Source organism: Sulfuricurvum sp. RIFOXYD12_FULL_44_77, from assembly GCF_001830725.1.
Classification (GTDB): domain Bacteria; phylum Campylobacterota; class Campylobacteria; order Campylobacterales; family Sulfurimonadaceae; genus Sulfuricurvum; species Sulfuricurvum kujiense_A.
In genome coordinates this window covers 1-21,889 of record NZ_MIBU01000055.1, presented here as the reverse complement: position 1 = coordinate 21,889, position 21,889 = coordinate 1, and the positions used below count along the sequence as shown (strand labels likewise).

Genomic DNA, 21,889 nt, shown 5'->3' with positions numbered 1-21,889 from the left:
GGCGAGATTCAAATCACCGATGCCCTTATGACACAAGCACAAAAAGGGATGGTTTTAGCCTATAAGTTTAAAGGGAAACGTTTTGACTGCGGAAGTGTCGAAGGGTTTGTTGAAGCCACCAACTACTTTTACGAGAAAAGTAAAATCTAACTGTTATTGGCGAAGTACCGCCCGATCCCTTCCATTAAGCCCTCTACAAGCCATCGTTGATATTTCTCATCAGCGATGCGTGTGGACTCTTCAGGATGACTGATATATCCCACTTCTAGCAATACCGCCGGCATTTGAGCCCCGACTAGAACCCAAAAAGGGGCTTCTCGAACACCGTTATCATGAACATTCGGAAATTGTTTACGCAGATTGCTGAACATCCCTTTTTGCAAATCAATAGCCAGTTTATTCGAAGCGATGATTTTCTCTTTGTTCAAAAAGCTCAAAAAACTGAGCTTACCGTATTCTCCCATCTCTTCCATATCTTCAGAGTTTTCCAACGCCGCAACCCGCATCGATCTCTCACTCCGAGTCGGTGAGAGAAAATAGGTCTCAAGCCCTTGTGCCGCAAGAGGATCAGAGGTTTTCGGGATAGAGTTCGCATGCACCGATACAAAAAGGTCCGCTTCTTTATCATTGGCAAACTTTGTTCTATCTTTCAGTTCAATAAAAACATCATTACTACGTGTCATATAAACGGTATACCCCATTGCACGGAGTTTTTCTGAGAGCTGTTTTGATATCCCTAACACAATCTCTTTTTCCATAAACCCGTTACCGACAGCTCCGCTGTCTTTTCCCCCATGCCCCGGATCGATCACGATAATCTTTTTGCTTCGATCACGTGGAGTGACAGTCACGAGGGGAGGAAGGGCCGACAATTGCAAAGGTTCTTGCACCTCTTCTTTAACCGGAGCGGTTGCAAGTGGAGGGGTAGTTTTAGGGGGTTCTAGGGAAAGATCGATATAGAGCGTTGAACCCTTAGGAGTAGTCTTAATCGAGATAGGTTGATTATGTTCAATCACCACACGGAGTGTTTTGGCATCAAATTGTGCCATTATGATCCGGTTAATACTTTGATGCTCCAACGTCTGGGTTTTTGAAAGGGTCGAAGAGTCAATATCCATAATATATCGAAATCGCTTTTTATCGGTTTCGAGGATTTTCGACATTCGGACTTCTGAGGGTTTAATCTCACTGTCAAATACCAATATCAGTCCGTTATCTTTCCAAGAGGTATCCAAAAGTCTATGACGCATCGTCATCGTGATTTCATTTTTAGGGAGTATGGGGTCGGATTTGATCATTTTTTCCGGTTCAGGGGTCGAAAATTTACTGGCGACAAGAGCCGGTTTGAAGGTTTTATCATATATTACCGAGGGGAGCGGAGAAGTCGGTGTTTTTTCCGTGACCATCAGCGGTTTTGCGCTAGGAGTATTTTTTTTGAGTTTTGCCAAATCGGTTTGATATTTACGGACATCAATGCCGAGTTTCTCTCCCCCTTGAACGATCCCCTCTAGTGCTTCTAGAGCAACAGGGGCATCTTTATCCAAAATCGCACGCAGATAGAGGGTTTTAAATTCATTGTATCCCCGAAACTGCTCAATCTCATCATTGCTTGCCAACGCTTTTTTAGCCGATTCCAAACGATCCGTGTCGATGGCACCCATAAGAGAGGTAAAACAGACAATAGCAAGGAAGAAAAATCGGTTCAGCAAGGTGAAGCTCACTCCCCGTGGGTTAGTTTTTCCATCAACTCTTTGACGGAGATAATTTTATCGATACGGTAGCCGTTGCTTCCTGAAAAGAACAAACCAAGCTCTTTATCACCAAGATACGCATCGCTCAGACGATCGGCGATACAAAAACCGACCTCTTTGGCTTCGACGCCGCGATTACACGGAGCGACACAGTTAGAGATACATTTGATAGAGGGACCCGTGCGGGTATCGATAAGATCGCGTAAATGGGTACGAACTCCGCGCGCCGGATAACCGACCGGCGATTTCATCAATGTGATATCTTCCTCTTTGGCTGCGAGGAGAACCTCTTTGAAATTATCATGGGCATCGCACTCGAATGTACCGATAAAGCGTGTTCCCATCTGTACTCCGCTAGCCCCCAATGCCATCATTGCATCAATATCATTTTTATCCCAGATTCCCCCCGCTGCGATAACGGGGATATTTCCCCACAACGCCGCCTCTTCTACGACGGGAGCGACAAGATTTTCCAGCTGATACTCTTCCATCGCACATTGCTCATACGTGAACCCTTGATGTCCGCCGCTGAGAGGTCCCTCAAGTATAACGGCATCAGGGAGACGGTTGTACCGTTTTTGCCATCGTTTGCAGATAATAGAGAGCGCTTTAGGAGAGGAGACGATCGGAACCAGTGCAACATCGGGATAATCCGCCGTAAATTCAGGCATATTAGTCGGTAATCCTGCACCGGTAATGATGATATCAATTCCCGCTTCACACGCATCGGTTACGACTCGGCCATAATCGTTGATCGCATACAAAATGTTACACGCCAAAGGGGCATCACCACAGATTTTTCGGGCATTTTTGACAATTGCCTCAAGCCCTTTTTTGGAGTAAAAATTCTCCGCATCCAACGGGCGGTTAGCAATCAGTTTATTCGCATGCACTTTATCTTCATAATATCCCGTACCGACGGAGCTAATGACACCTAGTCCTCCTTCAGAAGAGACCGCTCCCGCAAGGCGATCCCAGCTGATTCCGACACCCATTCCTCCCTGAACGATAGGAATTTTAATGGTATGCTTACCGATTTTAATTGGTTTGAAACTCATTGGGTTACCTTTAATCGCGCAAATTTTCGTTTTCCCACTTGAAGGATGTATTCACCCGCTTCAAGTTGGTATTGCTCATCGCTTAGTTTATTTTGGTCGATTTTAACAGAGCCTTGCTTAATCTCCCGACGTGCTTGTGAAGTAGAAGGGCTAAGAGCACAATCGACCAGTGCTTTCGCAATCCAGATCGGAGCCTCTGTAGTAAATTCATCCATTTCGCTCGGGATTTCGCTTTGGGCATGGACACGCTCAAACTCCGTTTGGGCACCTAATGCCGCTTCCTCGGAATGGAACCGCGCCGTGATTTCAAGGGCTAACGCCTCTTTTACTTTTTTCGGATGCAGAGTTCCGTTTTCCACTCCGACTTTAAGCGCTTCAATTTCATCCAAGCTTTTAGTGCTTAAGAGTTCATAATAACGCCACATCAAGATATCGCTAATGCTGAGGATTTTTCCAAACATCTCGTTTGGCTCATCGGCTACGGCGATGTAGTTCCCCAATGATTTGGACATCTTTTGAACACCGTCAAGACCTTCGAGAATCGGCATCATAAGGACACTTTGTTCTTTTCCGATCTCATACACCCGCTGTAAATGGCGACCCATCAGAAGGTTGAATTTTTGATCCGTTCCGCCGATCTCAACGTCACTTTTCAAATGGACACTGTCATACCCTTGGAGCAACGGGTACAAAAATTCGCTAATGGAGATCGAGATTCCCGCTTTATGCCGTTTGTCGAAATCGTCTCGCTCCAACATACGTGCCACATTATAGGTCGTTGTAAGTTCCAGCATCCCTGCCGCACCGAGCGGATTGATCCAATCGGCATTGAAAACAACGGTTGTCTTTTCGGGATCGAGAATTTTAAATACTTGCGTTTTATAGCTTTGAGCATTCTCTTGAATCTGCGCCGGAAGCAACTTTTTACGGGTTTCACTTTTCCCTGTTGGATCACCGATTTGTGCGGTAAAATCCCCGATCAAAAACTGAATATGCCCCCCGAATTTTTGAAATGCAGCAAGTTTTTGGAGCAAGACGGTATGTCCCAAATGCAAATCGGGAGCAGTCGGATCAAACCCCGCTTTAACGGTATATGTTTCTTTTTTTTCAAACCAATTTTTGAGAAGGGTCTCTAAACGTGCTTCATCAATAATTTCGGCGGTTCCTCGTCGTATTTCACGTAATGCTGTTTGTATCATGGTTTATCCTTGGCTTCGGTACGCATCATCCGTCCGAAAAAATTGTATGATTTTCCCTTTTTTCTCCAATTTGGAGCGAAGGCGGTTAATATCGGGTTCGAGAGTTTGAAACTCCATTTCGCAGTATTGCGTATGTTCTGATTTCTCTTTTCCGAGTTCAATAGAGTTGATATCGGCACCCATTTTGGCCATATAGGTGAGCAAATCGGCGAGAGAGCCTTTCGCACTTTGCATACTGATGATAAGGTGGTAGCGGAAATAGTGCTGCGCTCTCCATCGCACAAAAACCATCGGTTCTCTGCGATCGATCATCCCTGCCGCATTTTTACACATTTTATGGTGAATATGCGCTTTCCCCTGCTGTAAAAAAGCGACAATTTCATCCCCTGTTTTCGGATGACAACAGTAGTCAAATACGGCATCACCGACACTGCTGGCAGCATAGATTTCCAACGATGCAAAAACATACGGTTTCAGCCTAAAACGGTTACGGGATAAAAAGGCACTGATGCGGTTGTTCTCACCTATCTCCAGCGCGAAACGGTTAACCGTCTCTTTAAGCAAATCAAGTTCGCTAGGGATTCGGTGACGTTGCTCTTCTAAATGAGTTTGGGCAAACAGCTCTTCAAGTCGTACCGGATCCATATTAAAGACGGTACTCAAAATATTCATCCCCGTTTCGGTATCAATCGCTTTGATCCGCTGGTTACAATTCGCCCGCATGCTGGCTTTGGCTCGGGAGGTTTTGACGGCGTCAATCCAACTGCATCGATTGATTTTTTTCGATCCCGTCGTAATTTTAACGATATCTCCGTTATGAAGCTCATTTAAAAGGGAGGCTTTCTCTTTGTTAATCAAACACCCCTCTGCAGTGTCACCGATTTCGGTATGAACCGCATACGCAAAATCAAGAGCCACCGCTCCGCGAGGGAGGGTGAAAGGTTTTCCTTTCGGAGAAAAGACACTGATATCTTCGCTGAAAAGATCATTTTTGATCAGTTCGTAAAAGGCTTCGACCGATTCATTTTGGTACTGAAGATTATGGAGCCAATCAAGGCTGATCGGGTTGTTCCCGCCGCTTTTGTATTTCCAATGCGCCGCAACCCCGAGTTCCGCTGTTTTGTGCATCTCATAGGTACGAATCTGTACTTCAAAAATTGCCGTTGAATCAAAAACCGACGTGTGAAGCGTCTGATATCCGTTCTCTTTCGGGATCGAAATGTAATCTTTGAAACGGGAAGAGAGGGGCTGAAAATTGAGATGAACCAGCCCTAAAACACGGTAGCAGTCGATCGGTTTCTTCACCAATATCCGTACCGCCAAAAGATCAAGTATCTCATCAATGCTGATCCCTTTTCGCTGCATTTTAAGATAGATCGAATAATGGTGTTTGACACGGCTGAGGATTTCAAAGTCATCTTCATTAAAGCCGTTTTCTAACATCATTTTGGTCAATTTTTCGCAAAAATCGCTCAACCTTGCATTGATAGATCGAAAGTTTTCCTCGAAATACATATCAATTGCTTGTTTCTCTTCACTAAAAAGGTATTTAAAACTCAAATCCTCCAAGAGATTTTTAAGATATGAGATACCCAAACGGCTTGCAATCGGAGCATAAACGACCAATGTCTCTTCAGCAATGCGGTGCTGTTTGATTGGAGCCAACGCTTCAAGGGTAAGCATATTGTGAAGACGATCGCACAGTTTAACGACCAAGACTCGAACATCTTCAATCGAGGCAATCAACATTTTTCGAAACGAGAGTGCCGAAACGACCAGTTTTTCATCGGAGTTCGAAGGGATGAGCTGGGCATCACGAATCGTATCAATCTTCGTTAACCCCTCAACCAAATGGGCAACATCATCACCGTAATCGCGTGCGATTTCATCAATACCGATATGGGTATCTTCAACCACGTCGTGTAAAAGCGCGGCAATAACCATCGCTTCATCTCCGGTTATATTAGCAACAATCGATGCGACTAAAACCGGATGGACGATATAGGCTTCACCGCTTTTACGAAACTGTCCTTGATGGGCTTGTTGTGAAAAGGTAAGGGCATTTTGGATTGCAGCAGACGTAGGGATATGTTTATAGAGGTGTGCTATCGCACCCTCAACATCATTGATTCCGATTACGTTTTCTATGTCGATGGTATTCAATGATGCCGCTTTTTAGTAAAATTAGTCTTTGTCTACGAAACCTTTGATCGTGATATACCCTTCGGCAATCTCCATCAAAGCGATATCAGCCGTTTTAGCTTTTTTTACATCGACGTTAAGTTTAGTAGTTGCTCCGTTTAGAAGCTCTTCTGAGCGTTTTGCAACGGCGATAGCCAATTGGTAACGGTCGATATTTGCAGTTTCAAGTGCTTTTGCAGTAAGTTGTTCGAGTCTCATAGTAATGATCCTTTTAGTTTATTTTACGATAGAGCAACGGGATAGGTTACCCTGAATAATTTCGAGAAGGTTACCCGGCGTGAACATATCGCACACGATAATCGGGAGTTTATTCTCTTTGGCCAACGCAATAGAGGTGTCGTCCATCACTTTGATATGATCTTGCAATGCTTGCTCATATCCGAGACTCGGAAGTTTGATCGCATCATTAAACTTTTTAGGGTCTTTGTCATACACACCGTCTACTTTGGTCGCTTTGATAATCACTTCCGCACCGATTTCAATGGCACGAAGGGTCGCAGCCGTATCGGTCGTAAAGAACGGGTTACCCGTCCCTGCCGCGAAAATCACGACGCGTCCGCGCTCTAAATGGCGGGTTGCACGACGGACGATAAACGCTTCGGCAATTTGTTCCATTTTGATCGCACTTTGAACGCGTACCAGCATCCCCTCGTGTTCACACGCTTCTTGCATAGCAATCGCATTGATAACGGTTGCCAACATCCCCATATAATCACCTGAGGTTCGACGAATAATTCCATCTGCCGCCGCAGTCACACCGCGAATGATGTTACCGCCGCCGATAACGATCCCCACTTCAATCCCTGCATCAACGAGTGTTTTAATCTCACCGGCAATAAATTTTAGAATTTTCGTATCGATGCCGTGACCGTTTTCACCGGCCAACGCCTCACCGGAGAATTTTACCAAAACACGTTTATAGCCCATACAACTCCCTATAAAGCATCTTTGATGTGCCCTTTAAATTAGGGGCATTATACTTTATTGTCGCTTTAAGGTTGCTTTGATTACACTAAGCTTCATAATGGATAAAGGAAAAAATGAAGTGCGGCTGTTCGATACGTTTAAAACATGGTTAAATCCACTCCCAATGCACCGTGCTCCACAGTATGGACGGGGGATACACGCTCTTCCGAATACGGATGAAAGAGAACTGTTTGAACGCTCATCAGCAGCTTTCATGGACGGTGATATTCTCAGCGGATATGAGTATTTTTTATCCTCCCTCATTCACCAAAAGAACACCTATCCCTCCCCCCATCTAAGTATTGAGCGTCTTGAAGAATCGCTCCATTTCAGCCTCACTCAAGGGTATGCTCTCATCAAAGGGGTGGCTACTCTGACATCGTTTGAAGCCCATGCCGATATTGCGCTGAGCGACAAACTTCACGTCGCGATCAAACGCCGTTTTTTAGAGCGTGATTTTCAGCTTACCTATTGCCGATTCAGTGAATCAAAAGGGGTTGTAAAACTCTCTATCCGCCTCGATAATGCCACCATAACCCCCCAAAAAATCTTTTACCCTCTCCGTGAAATAGCCCTTAATGCCGATTTTGAAAAAGAGTTTATAGCCGGTGAATTTGATGAATCACTACTGCTGGATACCGAACATCTCCTCAGTGTTCCTCGTGAAAAAATTGAGGTGAACTTCACTTTTATGCAGCAATGGATTCAAGAGACCAAGCAAAGCCTTATCGGCCTTTTATCCAACGACAATACGGGGATGACCTCGTTTAGCTATCTTGCCCTCCTCTTGCAAATCGATTATCTTCTCCTCCCCCACAAAAAAATGGCTAAAAATATCAGTGAAAAAATCAACGGCTATTTTATGGACGATGAGAAACTGACCGAGGATAAAAACGTCGATTTGGAACAATATCTCACTGAACTTGAAGCTATGGATATCGAATCGTTCGCAACGCAGTTCTACAACTCAGCCTATACGTTTTCCCCATTCGAGCAGGCAATGCACGATGAGATTTCAGCCTTTATCGAAGAGTCGCTGGGGAAAGTTCGCTGGTACAAAAACAACCGCTCAACCTATGTCATCACCGTCATTTACCGCTATATTTCCCTCTATATCCTCTACAACTACGGGCTTCACCCCTCACTTCGCTCGCTCCTTCATCTGCACGTCGAAATCTACGCCTCCGATTTTTTCAAAGCCGCAGGGGAGACGCCGCTGTACGACCCGCTGAGTAAATCCTTTAAAGAGAACCTCATCGCACAACGGATACGTGAATCGATAGAACCGTATATGAGCCGTTACAAAGGACTAAATGATTTTTCAGAACACCTCAATTACAGTGATTTAGATCATTTCAGCCAAAGCTATTATCTTCAAATCAAAAATCTCGATTATACGGAGGTGTAAGTATGAATACAGCCACCCAAAAAATGGTCGAACAAACGATTGAAAGTATCGTCCAGATCACTAACCCCTACGGCAGCGGAAGCGGTTTTCTCATCGGAGAGCTTATCATAACCAACTCGCATGTCGTCAGTGGCCTCAAAGAGGTACTCATCAGTACCAAAACCCTCCCTAAAACCATCGGTACGGTCATCTATGACGATCCTGCATTTGATCTCGCATTTATCCGCTCCCCTATCTCTATCGAGTGCAAAAATCCTTTGGTTCTCTCCGAAATCCCCGTACAAGACGGAAATGGAGTCATTGCCATCGGCCATCCCTACGGACTTAATTACTCTACGACGGAAGGGATCGTCTCCAAAGCCTCCCGTCTCCAAGGAGAGGTGGAATACATCCAATTCGATGCCGCCATCAATCCCGGAAACAGCGGAGGGCCGCTCCTTAACGACTCTGCAGAGGTGATCGGTGTCAACACGTTTATCATCCAGAACTCCAATAACCTTGGCTTTGCCCTCCCCTCATACACTCTCAAAGAGGCACTTGATCAGTTCCGAGCTCTAAAAACCGAAGATGTTATCCGATGCGGTTCATGTAAAAATCTAATTGTAGAATCCACAATCCAAAATGATTATTGCCCAAAATGCGGAACGAAACTCGACGTTGCAAAACGACGCCGTGAGGGGTATAAACCCTCTGGTGTCGTGGCATTGATTGAAAAGATTTTAGAAGCTCTGAAGATTAATGTGACCCTATCCAGACGGAGTCAGCGGAGCTGGCGGTTTGAGATAGGAACAACCCGTATCGACATCAACTATTACGATAACGGTATCGTCATTGCCGATTCGGCACTCTGCCGTATTCCGCAAGAGAATATCGAAGCACTGTATGATTATTTATTAGGGGAAAACAGTGCACTGGAGCGATTGCAGTTTTCGATCAACGAGAACACCGTCTATCTCTCCTATGTGATCGTCGATTCATCGCTCAGTGAAATGCACGGTACATGGGCGTTGCGGAAACTCTTCGACAGTGCTCCCCGTTATCAAAAGTTTCTCAGTGAAAAATTCAAAGCCCCTGAGCCGAAGTTTGATGAGTTTGAATAATAGATTAGCAATTTGCAAAAGGCGAGCAAATGACCAACATTGAAGAACACCGTTTCTGGATAACGGCAAAACAGCTCTTGCGTGAACGCTTAAGCCTTTTTGAGGATAAAGCTGACGATACTATTATTGATGAGCGTATCCGTGGCGACATTCATATGAAAGGGGCAAATCTCTGGATTTTAATGTTTGCTATTTTCGTCGCATCCATCGGTCTAAACGTCAATTCCACCGCCGTTATTATCGGAGCGATGCTTATCTCTCCGCTGATGGGACCGATTATGGGGATCGGATACGGAGCGGGAATTAACGATTTTACCCTTCTGCGAAGAGCATTTAAAAATCTGGCTATCGCAACCCTTATCGGTCTTCTTACCTCTACCCTTTATTTTTGGATCTCACCGCTCGATACCGCCCAATCAGAACTCCTTGCACGGACGACACCGACCGTGTGGGATGTCTTGATCGGACTTTTCGGTGGATTGGCCGGAATCGTTGCGATCACACGCAAAGAAAAGACAAACGTTATCCCCGGTGTTGCTATTGCAACAGCATTGATGCCGCCCCTGTGCACTGCTGGATTTGGTTTGGCAACAGGACATTGGAGCTATTTCTTCGGAGCATTTTACCTCTACACCATCAACTTTGTTTTCATCGCATTATCGGCATTTTTAGTCGTTCGCGCATTTAATGTGGCGGAGAAAAAATACGTCGACTCCGATGTTGCCAAGCGGGCACAGCGCTATATCGTTGCCGTAGCGCTTCTTACGATCCTGCCAAGTTCATATTTGGCCTATCAGCTCGTCGGACAAGAGGTCTTTAAAGCCAAAGCGACCGCCTTTGTAAACGAACACCTGAATTTTAAAAACACAAATGTGGCTCAGGTAAAAATCAACCCAAAAACCTACGAAGTAAAAGTATTTCTGATCGGAGACTATGTTCCCAAGAGCGAACTCGATACCATTATCATACGGCTAAATGCTGAAGGGTTGGAAAAAGCCAAACTCAAAGTGTATCAAAACGGCGAACGCGAAGATGTTGACGTCTCCACACTCAAAGCCGATATCATCACCGATTTGTATCAAAATACAAAAGCCGATCTGCAAGCTAAAGAGAAAGAGATCGCCCGATTAAAAGAGGAGATGTCTCTTTTATCACGTAACCGCGACTATTACAGTGCTATCCCCAATGAACTGGAAACCCTCTTTCCTAAAGTTACCAATGTTGTCTTGTCCCAAAATTATGATGAAACGGCAGTGGAACGTAACGTCAGTGAAAATCGCCTGATTCTCAATGTCGAGACTAAAAAACGGCTCTCAAGAGGAGAACGGGCAAAAATAGAAAAATGGCTCAAAATGAGAACGAAATCGGATAACGTAAAAATCATCATCCATTAGATTTTGCCGTCTTCTATATTTTCTAACCGTTAACTTAGTTTTTCTATCATGTATCCTGATTAAGGAAACATATGCTCAAATACTCTCTGCTGAATTTTTTTAAACTTGAATCAGCCACCGGAATACTCCTTGTTTTAGCCACGCTTTTCGCTATGATCATGGCAAATACAAATCTTCACTCATTGTACGATGCACTGACGTCGATTCCCGTTGTTATCAGCATCGGAGAACTCGTAATTGCCAAACCGCTTCTTCTATGGATCAATGACGGTCTTATGGCCGTCTTTTTCTTTATGATCGGTTTGGAGATTAAACGTGAAGTGATTGAGGGCTCTCTCAGTGATCCCAAAGCGATAGCCGTTCCCGCTTTTGCCGCACTGGGTGGGATGGCAGTCCCCTCGCTCATTTATGCATGGTTCAACTGGAACAATCCTATAGCGCTTCAGGGGTGGGCGATCCCCTCTGCTACCGATATCGCATTTGCTCTAGGTATATTGACCCTTTTGGGAGATCGCGTCCCCAAAGGGCTTAAACTTTTTCTTTTAGCACTGGCGATTATTGATGATTTGGGTGCGATTATCATCATTGCCCTTTTTTATACCTCCGAGCTATCAAGCGTTTCATTAATCACTGCGGCGACTATGATCGCTCTTTTAATTATCATGAATATCAAAGGAGTTATCAACCACACCGCATACATATTGGTCGGTATCGTCTTATGGACAGCGGTTTTAAAATCAGGGGTTCACGCCACCCTAGCCGGCGTCATTCTGGGGTTACTGATTCCGCTTAAAAACAACAAACCCTCTTTCCATGCACTTGAGCACTCCCTCCACGCACCGGTCAACTTTATCATTTTGCCGCTGTTCGCGTTTGCCAATACCGGCATCGGCTTTTCCAATATTTCGGCACAGGATTTCTACGATAACATTACTCTTGGAATCGCATTCGGCCTCTTTATCGGCAAACAAGCAGGGGTATTTTTATTTAGTGCATTGGCGGTTTGGATGGGATTTGGAAAACTCCCTTACGGTGTTAATTGGGGACAACTCTACGGCGTTTCAATCATCAGCGGGATCGGGTTTACGATGTCGTTATTCATCGGCTCTCTTGCATTTGAGCATGCCAGAGCCGGAGGTCTCGCTTTATGCGATGAAAGGCTGGGGATATTACTAGGATCACTCCTCTCCGGAGTGATCGGATATGCGGTATTACGCTATTTTTTAACTAAACCGCTTAAATCTGATGGGTTTGAATGAATAATAGATTTTATTCATTCAGAACTAAACTACCACTTTCTTAGGAATGACAAGGTTTCGTCATCCTCGTACTTGACACGGGGTTCCAACTTATACTCTTATAGAAAAAATCTATTATCTGTTTTGATTTTCTAAAAAATCTAGGTATAGCTTAATTTTTTTATACTCCAAATTCTTCATATACTGCTCCATAAATTCATAGTCTAGTTCACCTTTATCATTAACCGGAAGTAAAAGTTTTTCTTTCTTCAATCTCGTGTCACTTCTTTTGTAGCCAAAATTATATTTCCCTCTGATTTTATCTGATACGGTGGTAATGAATAAACCAATATGTCTATTTAAAAAGTCTGCATATCCAGCCGTAATATCGGAGGTAGCGATAAAGTCTTCTGATTTATAGACGGCATATCCCATTGACCCTTCTCCATTCCTAATAAAAGCAATGCAGTTTCCTTTTTGTATCATCTCCTCATTGTTTTTAACTTGACATAAAACACCATTATTTCTATTTGTCGCTCCTAAATAGTTAATGCCATTTATTGTCTTTTCTAAATGATTCAACCCTTTTGATTTTCCAGTTTGAAATTTAAAAAGCTTCCCAACCTCAAATCCATCCCATTCCATCTCTTCGAGCTTCTGTATCTCTTTATACTCCAATTTGCTTAACATTGTTTTTGTATATTGTTTATAAAATTCTACTTTTCTTCCTATTATTGATTTTATGTATTGTTCCATAAGATCATAATCTGGTTCATCTGAATTATTAGGGTTCACTGGAAGTAATATTTTTGAAGAGTCGGCATTTTTTTGTCTAAATTGCTTTCCATATGAATATTTGTCTTTTTGGTAGCCAATTGAATTCGTTATAAATAATTTAACATATTCTGATAGATCATCATTGATAAAAAAGTATATATTATCATCGCCACAGCATTTATGCTTGTGGTAAAATGAGTTTCCAAACATATCAATTGAGATAAAATCTTCGAATACCTCCATTGAAAGATTAGAAACGAATTCAGCCACTCCTTGTCTTTGTTCTCCAGCTGTTAGCAATGGAATATCACCTTCTTTACGGTCATCTTTAGTAAGTCTTTTACCGTGATAATTTTGAAATATACCATCATCTCCACTTAACAAAAATCCTTTCCATTCTCTATCACTAAGCATTATTGACATCTGCATCTTGCTCAAGCCCAAATAAATAACCTCTATTTTGCATTATCATAGAAAATTCAAACGATAAATAGTCTCCAATAGTTTTCTGAAACTCTGCATCCGTTGGAATTTCATCATTAAAATAATAGAAGCTGTGAAGCCATTCGTCATCTTCCTCTATGCTCGTTTTAACACAAAAATTCGTTTCTGATTCTATCCTGTCAAACCATACATCAATTAAATGTTGTTTTTTGTCTTTGGCTTGTTCGGTTTCTACAAGCCCTATGTGCTTACTGACTTTATATCCATCATTCTCAAAGTTTATAAATTTGCATTCTTTATCTTTTGGATGTGGTTCACCTGCCGTAAAGATAGCTATACACGGATTTACTCCTACTCCATAAAATGTATTTTTATTCAGAGTTATAACGCCCTCTAAAGTATGTTTCTTTAATATATTTACTTTTATTGCCTCTTCTTCTTTTGTCTTACCTGTTACAGAAGATTGTGGAACAATCACAACGCATCTTCCACCAACCATTAATGAATCCAACAAGTGTTCTGTAAAGGCTATTTCATATAAATCAGGGTTTTGTTTCGAACCTTGAGAATATGGAGGATTTATCATCCCTACTGTTGCTTGTTTGAGCTGTAATTTATTTGAATCTTGTTTCAGAAAGTCGTCATTGATTAAATTGCTTTTACCATCGCCTCTCAGAATCATATTTGTGGTGGCTATTGTAAACATATAGGGCTGTAATTCAAATCCGTGAAGCTGTTTTTGTTTAATGCTCTTTTTCAAAGCCTCAGTATCGGTTTGTTCTAACATATGGTGCATTGCGGCAACGAGAAAACCTCCTGTTCCACAGCAAGGGTCTAAGACGATATCAAAGGGGCTAATATCAATCAATTCACAAAACAAATCAGTGATATGCTTTGGAGTGAGAACAATACCTAAAGATTGCCCATCACCTCCAGAGTAGGACATAAACTCACCATAAAATCTTCCCAAATAGTCTTCTGATGATCTTGCGTATTTTATGTTTCTATAAATCTTATCATCTAAAAATTCAGTGTAATGCTTTAATGGTGTTTTGTTCAACTTAGGATTTATTTCATTTAACACCTGAGTGTCTTTGATGAGTGCAAATTGGCTCAGAATCTTATCTTTTTTCACTTCAGGAGATACATTCGCTCTTGTTAAGTTAAATACGATTGCATCGTAAATTTTCTGTCCATCCGTCTTAATTGTGTCACCTGTTAAATCTTTAATAGAGAAGTTGCCAAAATCAGATTCTCTAAGTGCTAGTAAAATCCCAGATACAATCAATGGCTTGTCAACATCTTTTAAATTTCCATAATTTCTCAAATCTTCGTGTAGATTTGCTGCATCTTGCAAAATTTCTGCTGTCTCTTTTTCTTGATTCGTTTCTTCTTTTAATACTTCTCTTGTGTAATACTCTTCAATATTTTTTTCTGTAAATGAAATAAAAGACTCAACATCAGGCAGTTCTCTATACCACTCTGTTTCGTCAATATAGATAGGGCTAATTTTATGTTTTTTTGGATTTCCAGAGATACCGAAAGCAATAATTTTTTTATATGAAGTATTTTTTGCTAAATGTTGCCCATAAAATAAAGCCCCATTAATCGCGTAATCTTTTACATCTTTTGGCTCAAGACTGATTTGTCCATCATTATTCATTTTAATATGTTTTGACAAGTCGGCTTTATTCTCAATCACTAATAAAAAATCTTTGATGACACCAACGAATTCAGGAAATCCTACGTTACCAGTGCCTTTTTTTGATGCACTTTTTAAAGCATTATCAATTTCAATAATAGTGCTACCCTGTGGTTCTAATTCGATATTTGCTTCTTTTAATAAATCGCGAACCCAATAATCCGTTACAACTTCTTTTTTTGCCATTATTGTGCTCCAATTGTCGTTAATAATTAAATATTAGGAATTATTTTCCGATTATTTTTTTTGGATTATTGCATATTTTTCCTAAATAGAGTTATTTTAACAACATATGGTTCCGAATTTTGTTATCAGGAAGGAAGTATAAGAATTCCTACATGAAAATGACTCAACAAGATATGGCACGGTTATTAGATGTGGATGCACGGACATTGCGTAATTGGAGAACTACAAAGCCTTATTTATACAAAATAGTCATGCAAGGATTTGAAGTTGAAGAGGTAGTAAAGGAAGCAAAAGAACATTATGAACGGTTGGAAAAAATAACGCTACAGCCGAAAAATTAATAATTCAACACTCTCGTCATTCCGTGCTTCAACACGGAATCCACAAAAATGGATGGATACCGTATCAAGTACGGTATGACAAAATGCGTATGACAGTTAACTGAAAATGGCTAAAAAAGGGAACACTCTTCTTTTTTCTCCATTAACGATTGAATCGTCACAAGAATTTTTCCCAGTTCCCCTAGTGTTTCGATGATCGTGTTGAGAATATTCATCGTAATGCCAAATGTTTTTATACATTGATTAAGCAGTAAAAGTTTTTGAATTGGCGAAATAATAAAGATTGCTAATAGGGGGGCAAGGGGAGTAAACCCCTTGGCTACACTCAATTGAGCATAGGTGCAAAAATGCACAATAGAATAAGTGCTAACAGTATTCTATCCATAAAGACCCCCTTCTCATACCGTTTTTGGAGGGTAAAAAAAAAGGTCGAGGGGTAATTAATCCCTCGACCTCAGCGTTACCGCTCCATCAACGATATGAAAAGTTACTGTTAGCAAAAAAATTATACCATATTTTTAACGAGTATTTTACATCTACTTGTTTGCCCTGAAGGGCATAAGCACTCACCACGAACGATAAAGCTTAGAATTTTTTGTAATTCAGAAGTTTAGTGTGATAAACTAAAGCCGAATCGCCCATTTACGAGCCTCCTGTTCGATCAGTCTGTTCTCATCTTCGTTAAAAATCAAATCGATTTTTTGATCCCCTAAATCACGTTTTACTAATCTGATGGGTTTGAATAAGGGCTGATACACTCTCTTTTTGAGGGAAATCGGCTCCCATACTGATAATAAACGACGAGGCTTCCTGAAGGGTCAAGGTTGTTTTCTTGATCTTTGCTTCATCTACCAAAACCGTATATCCACTCGTCGGATTCGGAGAGGTAGGGATGAAAAGGACGCAGATATTTTCATAACGGTTGAGCAGATACGCAGGAACCCATAACCCCTCTTTTGGATACTCTACAAGTACCACCTCTTTTTTCGTCCCGTCTTCCCCACCGCTGAGCATTGCGGCGAGTTTTTTCGAGACGGAATAGACGGAGCGGATAGCGGGAATTTTCTCAAAGGTACTGTCAATCATTGAAACAAAAATGGAGCGCCCGTATTTCTCAATCGAATATCCAAGTACGGCAAAAACACCGATAACACCTGCCATCAATGCCAAGGTCACCCCAAACGAGTTAGTGTAATCATGAAGCGAAGAGTAGGCACTTACCCCTAAATTTTTAAGATAATTGACGACAACGATCACCAAGATCAAAGGGAAAAGCGAAAGCGCCCCCACAAAAATATAACGAAGCAAAAATCTAATTTTCGTACTCATTTATCACGCCTTTTTTGATATGGCGAATTATACCGCATAGGATACTTATCGGCGGTAGTGTTGCAACGCATACATATAGGAGTTACGCTCGTAAACCGAGGGGTTATCGGTATGAGCCAGCGAGATAGACCCTTTCATCTGAGAAATCGATTCGTACTCGTGTTTTGCCATCCATTCCCCCATATCACTCAAAATCTGCTTGATTTCCCCCTCCCCTTTGGTTAGCAGCACCGATGCCAACGCCGTCGCATCGGCTCCGCTCATAATCGCTTTAAGGACATCTTCACCACTGTGGATTCCCGTGTTGGCACACAATGAGCAAGAGAGTTTACCGTAGAGAATGGCACACCATCGCAGTGTTTCGCTGAGATTGTAGGAGGTTGTGATATTGGCTCTTTGCAATGGGCTCAGAAGTTCCAGATCGACTTCCACGCGCGTGGGGTTATCAAACAAGGTTAACCCTTTTGCCCCCGCTTCGACAAACCGTTTCGCCATATTGGCAGGGTTTGAAAAGTAGGCATTCATTTTGACGTTCAAAGGGATATCGATCTTCTCAGCCACGCTTGCAACCGTATCGATATACATCTGCTCAACTCTATACCCTTCCATCTCCATCGAGGTAGGGATATAGGTGATATTAAGCTCCAGTGCATCGGCACCCGCTTCTTCGAGTTTCTTGGCATAACGGATCCAGCCCCCTGCTGAGATACCGTTCAAACTGGCAACAAGAGGGATATCGGTCGATTCTTTTATCCGGCGGATCTCTTCAAGATAGTTATCGGCTTGAAGATTTTCAAAATCAACTTCATCGGGAAGGTACGTAAGTGCTTCAGCGTACGAATTGCTGTTAATATGGAGGAAATGGTCAATCTGATGGATTTCATGGTTGATCTCCTCTTCAAACAAAGAGTGCATAATAACGGCGGCAATATCGTTATCTTCGAGTCTTCGGATACTCTCCACTGAAGAGGTCAACGGGGACGCACTGGCAATCAGGGGATTTTTGAGGTTCAATCCTAAAAATGTGGTGGTGAAATCCATAATTACGCCTCCTTCGATGAGGGTTCATAATATGCATGCAAATTTTGGTAGCGCGCATAAAGTGATTCAGCGGTATGAGCCGCTGTCTGAAGAAAAGTTCCTGCCGACAGAGCATTCATCTTCTCAACCATTTTAAAACGGGTTTCGCGGTACATAAAATCTTTCACATCGATTTTAGGTCCCTTATAATCCAGTGTCATCGGATTCTCACCCTCTTTGATTTTATCGGGGTTAAATCGGAAAATCGGCCATAAACCGCTGTCCACAGCCCGTTTTTGCTGATCAAACCCGTATTTCAAATCATACCCATGCGCTACGCAATGCGAATAGGCGATGATAATCGAAGGGCCGTCATACCGCTCCGCTTCGACAAATGCTTTTACCGTCGCGGTATCATTTGCCCCCATCGCGACTTTGGCGACATAGACGTTTTCATAGGCGATCGCCATAGCGGCGAGGTCTTTTGGAACCCCCGCTTTCCCCCCTGCGGCGAATTTCGCTACCGCGCCTGTCATCGTCGCTTTGGACTGCTGTCCTCCCGTATTGGAGTAAACCTGTGTATCAAGGACAAGGACATTGACGTTTTTACCGCTGGCGAGGACATGATCCAATCCGCCGTATCCGATATCGTACGCCCAGCCGTCTCCCCCCATAATCCAGACCGATTTTTTGACGAGATAATCGGCAAGCTCAAGAAGGGTTTTGGCATCCTCATTATCCAGTGTTTTTAGTGAATGTTTGAGTTTTTCGACCCTGTCGCGCTGCGCATTAATCTGTGATTCCGCATGCTGTTCGGCACCGAGAACCTCTTCGACGAGTGCTCCATCCAAATGCGGTTTCAATGTTTCGAGTACTCTGCGTGCCCTATCATTCTGCGCATCGATAGAGAGACGGAATCCTAGCCCGAATTCGGCATTGTCTTCAAAGAGCGAGTTTGACCATGCGGGGCCTCTCCCCTCATCATTCTTTTTCCACGGAGTAGTCGGGAGATTACCGCCGTAAATCGAACTGCACCCCGTCGCATTGGCGATCACCATCCGATCCCCGAAAAGCTGGGAAGCGAGTTTCACATACGGTGTCTCCCCGCACCCCGGACACGCCCCGCTAAATTCAAACAAAGGCTCTAGAAACTGTGACTCTTTGAGGTTGCTAGGATCGAGCGAGCCTCTATCCATTTTAGGAAGCGAGAGGAAAAAATCCCACTGCGCGATTCCCTCTTCACGCAGCGGAAGCTGCGGCACCATATTGATCGCTTTGAGATTGGTTTGGGATTTGTTTTTGGCGGGGCATACTTCGACGCAGAGGGCGCATCCCGTGCAATCTTCGATAGCGACCGAGATATTAAACACTTCATTCTCCCCGAAGTTTTTCCCTTTTGCCCCTTTAGCACTGAATCCTGCCGGAGCATTTTTCAAAAACGAAATATCAAAAACAGAGGAGCGGATTACCGAGTGGGGACACGCCGAGACACATTTGTTGCACTGGATACAGGTATCCGCATCCCACACCGGAACTTCCTGAGCGATGTTTCGCTTTTCATACTGTGTCGTCCCTGTCGGCCATGTACCATCATCCGGAATTTGGGAAACCCGAAGCGTATCCCCTTTGAACGCCGTAATTTTGCCGATCACCTCACGGGTAAATTCAGACATATCCCCTTTAAGGGTTGCTTGAAGTTCAAGTAAAGAATCAGCCCTCGCAGGTACATCAATTTCGTAGAGATTTTCCAATGTCGTATCGACGGCGGCGTAGTTCATCTGCACGATCACGTCCCCTTTGGAACCGTAGGTTTTTTGGATGGAGCCTTTGATCTTAGCCATCGCCTCCTCTTTAGAGAGAATACCGCTAATCGCGAAAAAACAGGTCTGCATCACCGTGTTGATCCGCCGACCCATATTGGATGCGTGAGCTACTTTATACGCGTCGATAGCATAGAACTTTAACTTCTTCTCTATGATCCGCTCTTGTGTCACACGGGGAAGGCGACTCCATACCTCCTCTTTGGAATAGGGCGTGTTGAGCAAAAATATCCCCCCCTCTTTGGCGATATCCAGAAGATCGAGTTTTTCCAAAAAAACCGACTGATGTACCGCCACGAAATCGGCTTTTTGAATCAAATAACTCGATTTGATCGGCTTGGTACCAAAACGCAGATGCGACGTCGTCATCGAACCCGATTTTTTCGAATCATAGACGAAATAACCTTGCGCGTAATGGTCTGTCTCGGTGCCGATAATTTTGATCGTATTTTTGTTCGCCCCCACCGTGCCGTCCGAGCCAAGACCGTAAAATATCGCTTGAAACTGATCGGGATTTTTGAGGATAAAATCGTGGTCATATTCTAATGAGGTTAAGGTAATATCATCGTCAATCCCGATCGTAAAGTGATTTTTCGGGGAAGTGTTAGAGAGTTCATCGTAAATTGCAAAGATCATAGCAGGGGTGAACTCTTTGGATGAGAGGCCGTAGCGCCCCCCCACAATCCGAGGCATTTTAAACGGCAGGGATTCTCCTCGCTCAAACAGTGCCGTCACTACATCGTGGTAGAGAGGTTCGCCGGTACTTCCCGGCTCTTTCGTACGGTCAAGTACCCCGATCGCTTGAACCGAAGCGGGGAGTGCGGCGATAAACGCCTCTGCGGCAAACGGCAGTGCCAGACGAACTTTGATAAGCCCTACGCTCTCCCCTCTCTCAATCAGATAAGTGACACTCTCCTCCACCGCTTCTGCACCTGAGCCCATCAAAACGATCACGCGCGAAGCATCCGCTGCGCCGACGTAATCAAACAGATGATAAGAACGTCCCGTCAGTGCGGAAAAACGATCCATCTCCCCTTGAAGTATTTCGGGTAACGCCTGATAGTATCGGTTGACGCTCTCACGCCCCTGAAAATAGACGTCGGGATTCTGCGCCGTTCCGCGAAGGACAGGATGATCGGGGCTTAGTCCCCTACGACGATGAGCGGCAACCAAATTCGAATCGATCATTTTTTTCAGAACCTCATCGGAGAGTTTCTCAATTCGGCTCACTTCATGCGACGTTCGAAAGCCGTCGAAAAAATGGAGGAACGGAATACGGGAGCGGAGAGTCGCCGCTTGGGAGATAAGGGCGAAGTCGTGCGCTTCTTGAACCGAATTGGACGCTAGAAGTGCAAAACCCGTTTGTCGAACCCCCATAACGTCTTGATGATCTCCGAAAATGGAGAGTCCCTGCGCCGCCAATGAGCGAGCGGCAACATGAAATACCGTAGCGGTGAGTTCTCCCGCGATCTTGTACATATTCGGAATCATCAGCAACAACCCCTGCGATGCCGTAAAGGTGGTGGTGAGAGACCCTGCCTGCAACGCACCATGTACCGTACCGCTTGCCCCCCCTTCGCTTTGAAGCTCAAAAACTTCCGGCACACTGCCGAAGATATTTTTTTGCCCTTTAGAACTGTAGAGATCGCTAAACTCCCCCATCGGCGAGGAGGGGGTGATGGGATAGATAGCGATCACTTCATTGATTTTATGGGCAACTAGGGCGACGGCTTCATTACCGTCGACGGTGATAGTAGTGGGTTTACTCATGATCAAATTTCCTGTTTCATTCTTAGGATATTTACTCTTGCATCGCCTACAATTGTAACCCAAAAAAAACAATATTTATTTTAAATTCTTAAATCTTCTCCATTAGAATAGTTTTTGAAACACTTGACTACAATATCATCCATATTAGGAGAAAATAATGAACCCGTTTGCCGATTTTAAACTC

General features: G+C 43.5%; 16 protein-coding genes and 1 pseudogene. 6 read left to right on the top strand and 11 right to left on the bottom strand.

Annotation, left to right across the window (positions count from 1 at the left end; genetic code table 11):
• A pseudogene (locus A2517_RS02675) lies at window positions 1–150 on the top strand (UTP--glucose-1-phosphate uridylyltransferase); the annotation flags it as partial.
• On the opposite strand, the gene A2517_RS02670 reads toward A2517_RS02675, so the two are convergent.
• Genes A2517_RS02670 through pyrH form a run of 6 tightly spaced genes read right to left on the bottom strand, consistent with a single transcriptional unit; the run spans window position 147 to window position 7,137 of the window.
• Entirely contained in the window at window positions 147–1,721 is a 1,575-nt protein-coding gene (locus A2517_RS02670) for an N-acetylmuramoyl-L-alanine amidase (RefSeq protein ID WP_294893863.1), read from the bottom strand. The pseudogene A2517_RS02675 and the gene A2517_RS02670 sit on opposite strands and share 4 nt — an antisense overlap.
• Window positions 1,718–2,809, bottom strand: coding sequence for a nitronate monooxygenase (locus tag A2517_RS02665; RefSeq protein WP_294893861.1), 1,092 nt, complete (start codon window positions 2,807–2,809; stop codon window positions 1,718–1,720). The genes A2517_RS02670 and A2517_RS02665 overlap by 4 nt, the downstream gene beginning before the upstream one ends.
• Window positions 2,806–4,008, bottom strand: a complete 1,203-nt coding sequence (gene tyrS, locus A2517_RS02660; RefSeq protein ID WP_294893859.1) for a tyrosine--tRNA ligase — start codon at window positions 4,006–4,008, stop codon at window positions 2,806–2,808. The genes A2517_RS02665 and tyrS overlap by 4 nt, the downstream gene beginning before the upstream one ends.
• A gap of 3 nt (window positions 4,009–4,011) precedes the next feature.
• Window positions 4,012–6,171, bottom strand: a complete 2,160-nt coding sequence (locus tag A2517_RS02655) for a RelA/SpoT family protein (RefSeq protein WP_294893857.1) — start codon at window positions 6,169–6,171, stop codon at window positions 4,012–4,014.
• Window positions 6,172–6,192: 21 nt separating this feature from the next.
• On the bottom strand, window positions 6,193–6,414 hold the full coding sequence (locus A2517_RS02650) for a DNA-directed RNA polymerase subunit omega (RefSeq protein WP_294893864.1): 222 nt from the start codon (window positions 6,412–6,414) through the stop codon (window positions 6,193–6,195).
• 12 nt (window positions 6,415–6,426) lie between these two features.
• On the bottom strand, window positions 6,427–7,137 hold the full coding sequence (gene pyrH, locus A2517_RS02645) for a UMP kinase (protein WP_294893855.1): 711 nt from the start codon (window positions 7,135–7,137) through the stop codon (window positions 6,427–6,429).
• 97 nt (window positions 7,138–7,234) lie between these two features.
• On the opposite strand from pyrH, the gene A2517_RS02640 reads away from it, so the two are divergent.
• The 4 genes from A2517_RS02640 (at window position 7,235) to nhaA (ending at window position 12,337) form a co-directional block, all read left to right on the top strand.
• The gene (locus tag A2517_RS02640) at window positions 7,235–8,584 is read left to right on the top strand and encodes a hypothetical protein (protein ID WP_294893853.1); all 1,350 of its coding nucleotides are present in this window, start codon (window positions 7,235–7,237) and stop codon (window positions 8,582–8,584) included.
• A 2-nt stretch (window positions 8,585–8,586) separates the two neighbouring features.
• Window positions 8,587–9,684, top strand: coding sequence for a trypsin-like peptidase domain-containing protein (locus A2517_RS02635; protein WP_294893851.1), 1,098 nt, complete (start codon window positions 8,587–8,589; stop codon window positions 9,682–9,684).
• Window positions 9,685–9,713: 29 nt separating this feature from the next.
• Window positions 9,714–11,078, top strand: coding sequence for a TIGR00341 family protein (locus tag A2517_RS02630; RefSeq protein ID WP_294893849.1), 1,365 nt, complete (start codon window positions 9,714–9,716; stop codon window positions 11,076–11,078).
• Window positions 11,079–11,149: 71 nt separating this feature from the next.
• Window positions 11,150–12,337, top strand: coding sequence for a Na+/H+ antiporter NhaA (nhaA, locus tag A2517_RS02625; RefSeq protein WP_294893847.1), 1,188 nt, complete (start codon window positions 11,150–11,152; stop codon window positions 12,335–12,337).
• Window positions 12,338–12,451: 114 nt separating this feature from the next.
• On the opposite strand, the gene A2517_RS02620 is transcribed toward nhaA, so the two are convergent.
• Entirely contained in the window at window positions 12,452–13,516 is a 1,065-nt protein-coding gene (locus tag A2517_RS02620) for a restriction endonuclease subunit S (RefSeq protein ID WP_294893845.1), read from the bottom strand.
• Window positions 13,500–15,425 (bottom strand): N-6 DNA methylase, encoded by a 1,926-nt coding sequence (locus A2517_RS02615; RefSeq protein WP_294893843.1) that lies wholly within the window; start codon window positions 15,423–15,425, stop codon window positions 13,500–13,502. The genes A2517_RS02620 and A2517_RS02615 overlap by 17 nt, the downstream gene beginning before the upstream one ends.
• Window positions 15,426–15,583: 158 nt before the next feature.
• Between A2517_RS02615 and A2517_RS02610 the strand changes: the two genes are divergently transcribed.
• Window positions 15,584–15,766, top strand: a complete 183-nt coding sequence (locus tag A2517_RS02610) for a hypothetical protein (protein WP_294893841.1) — start codon at window positions 15,584–15,586, stop codon at window positions 15,764–15,766.
• A 714-nt stretch (window positions 15,767–16,480) separates the two neighbouring features.
• On the opposite strand, the gene A2517_RS02605 is transcribed toward A2517_RS02610, so the two are convergent.
• From A2517_RS02605 to nifJ, 3 genes are read right to left on the bottom strand one after another with little or no spacing between them, the layout of a single operon-like run.
• Entirely contained in the window at window positions 16,481–17,095 is a 615-nt protein-coding gene (locus A2517_RS02605; RefSeq protein WP_294893839.1) for a DUF502 domain-containing protein, read from the bottom strand.
• A 45-nt stretch (window positions 17,096–17,140) separates the two neighbouring features.
• Entirely contained in the window at window positions 17,141–18,136 is a 996-nt protein-coding gene (locus A2517_RS02600; RefSeq protein WP_294893837.1) for a dihydroorotate dehydrogenase-like protein, read from the bottom strand.
• A 2-nt stretch (window positions 18,137–18,138) separates the two neighbouring features.
• Window positions 18,139–21,705 (bottom strand): pyruvate:ferredoxin (flavodoxin) oxidoreductase, encoded by a 3,567-nt coding sequence (nifJ, locus tag A2517_RS02595; RefSeq protein ID WP_294893835.1) that lies wholly within the window; start codon window positions 21,703–21,705, stop codon window positions 18,139–18,141.
• Window positions 21,706–21,889 lie beyond the last annotated feature (184 nt).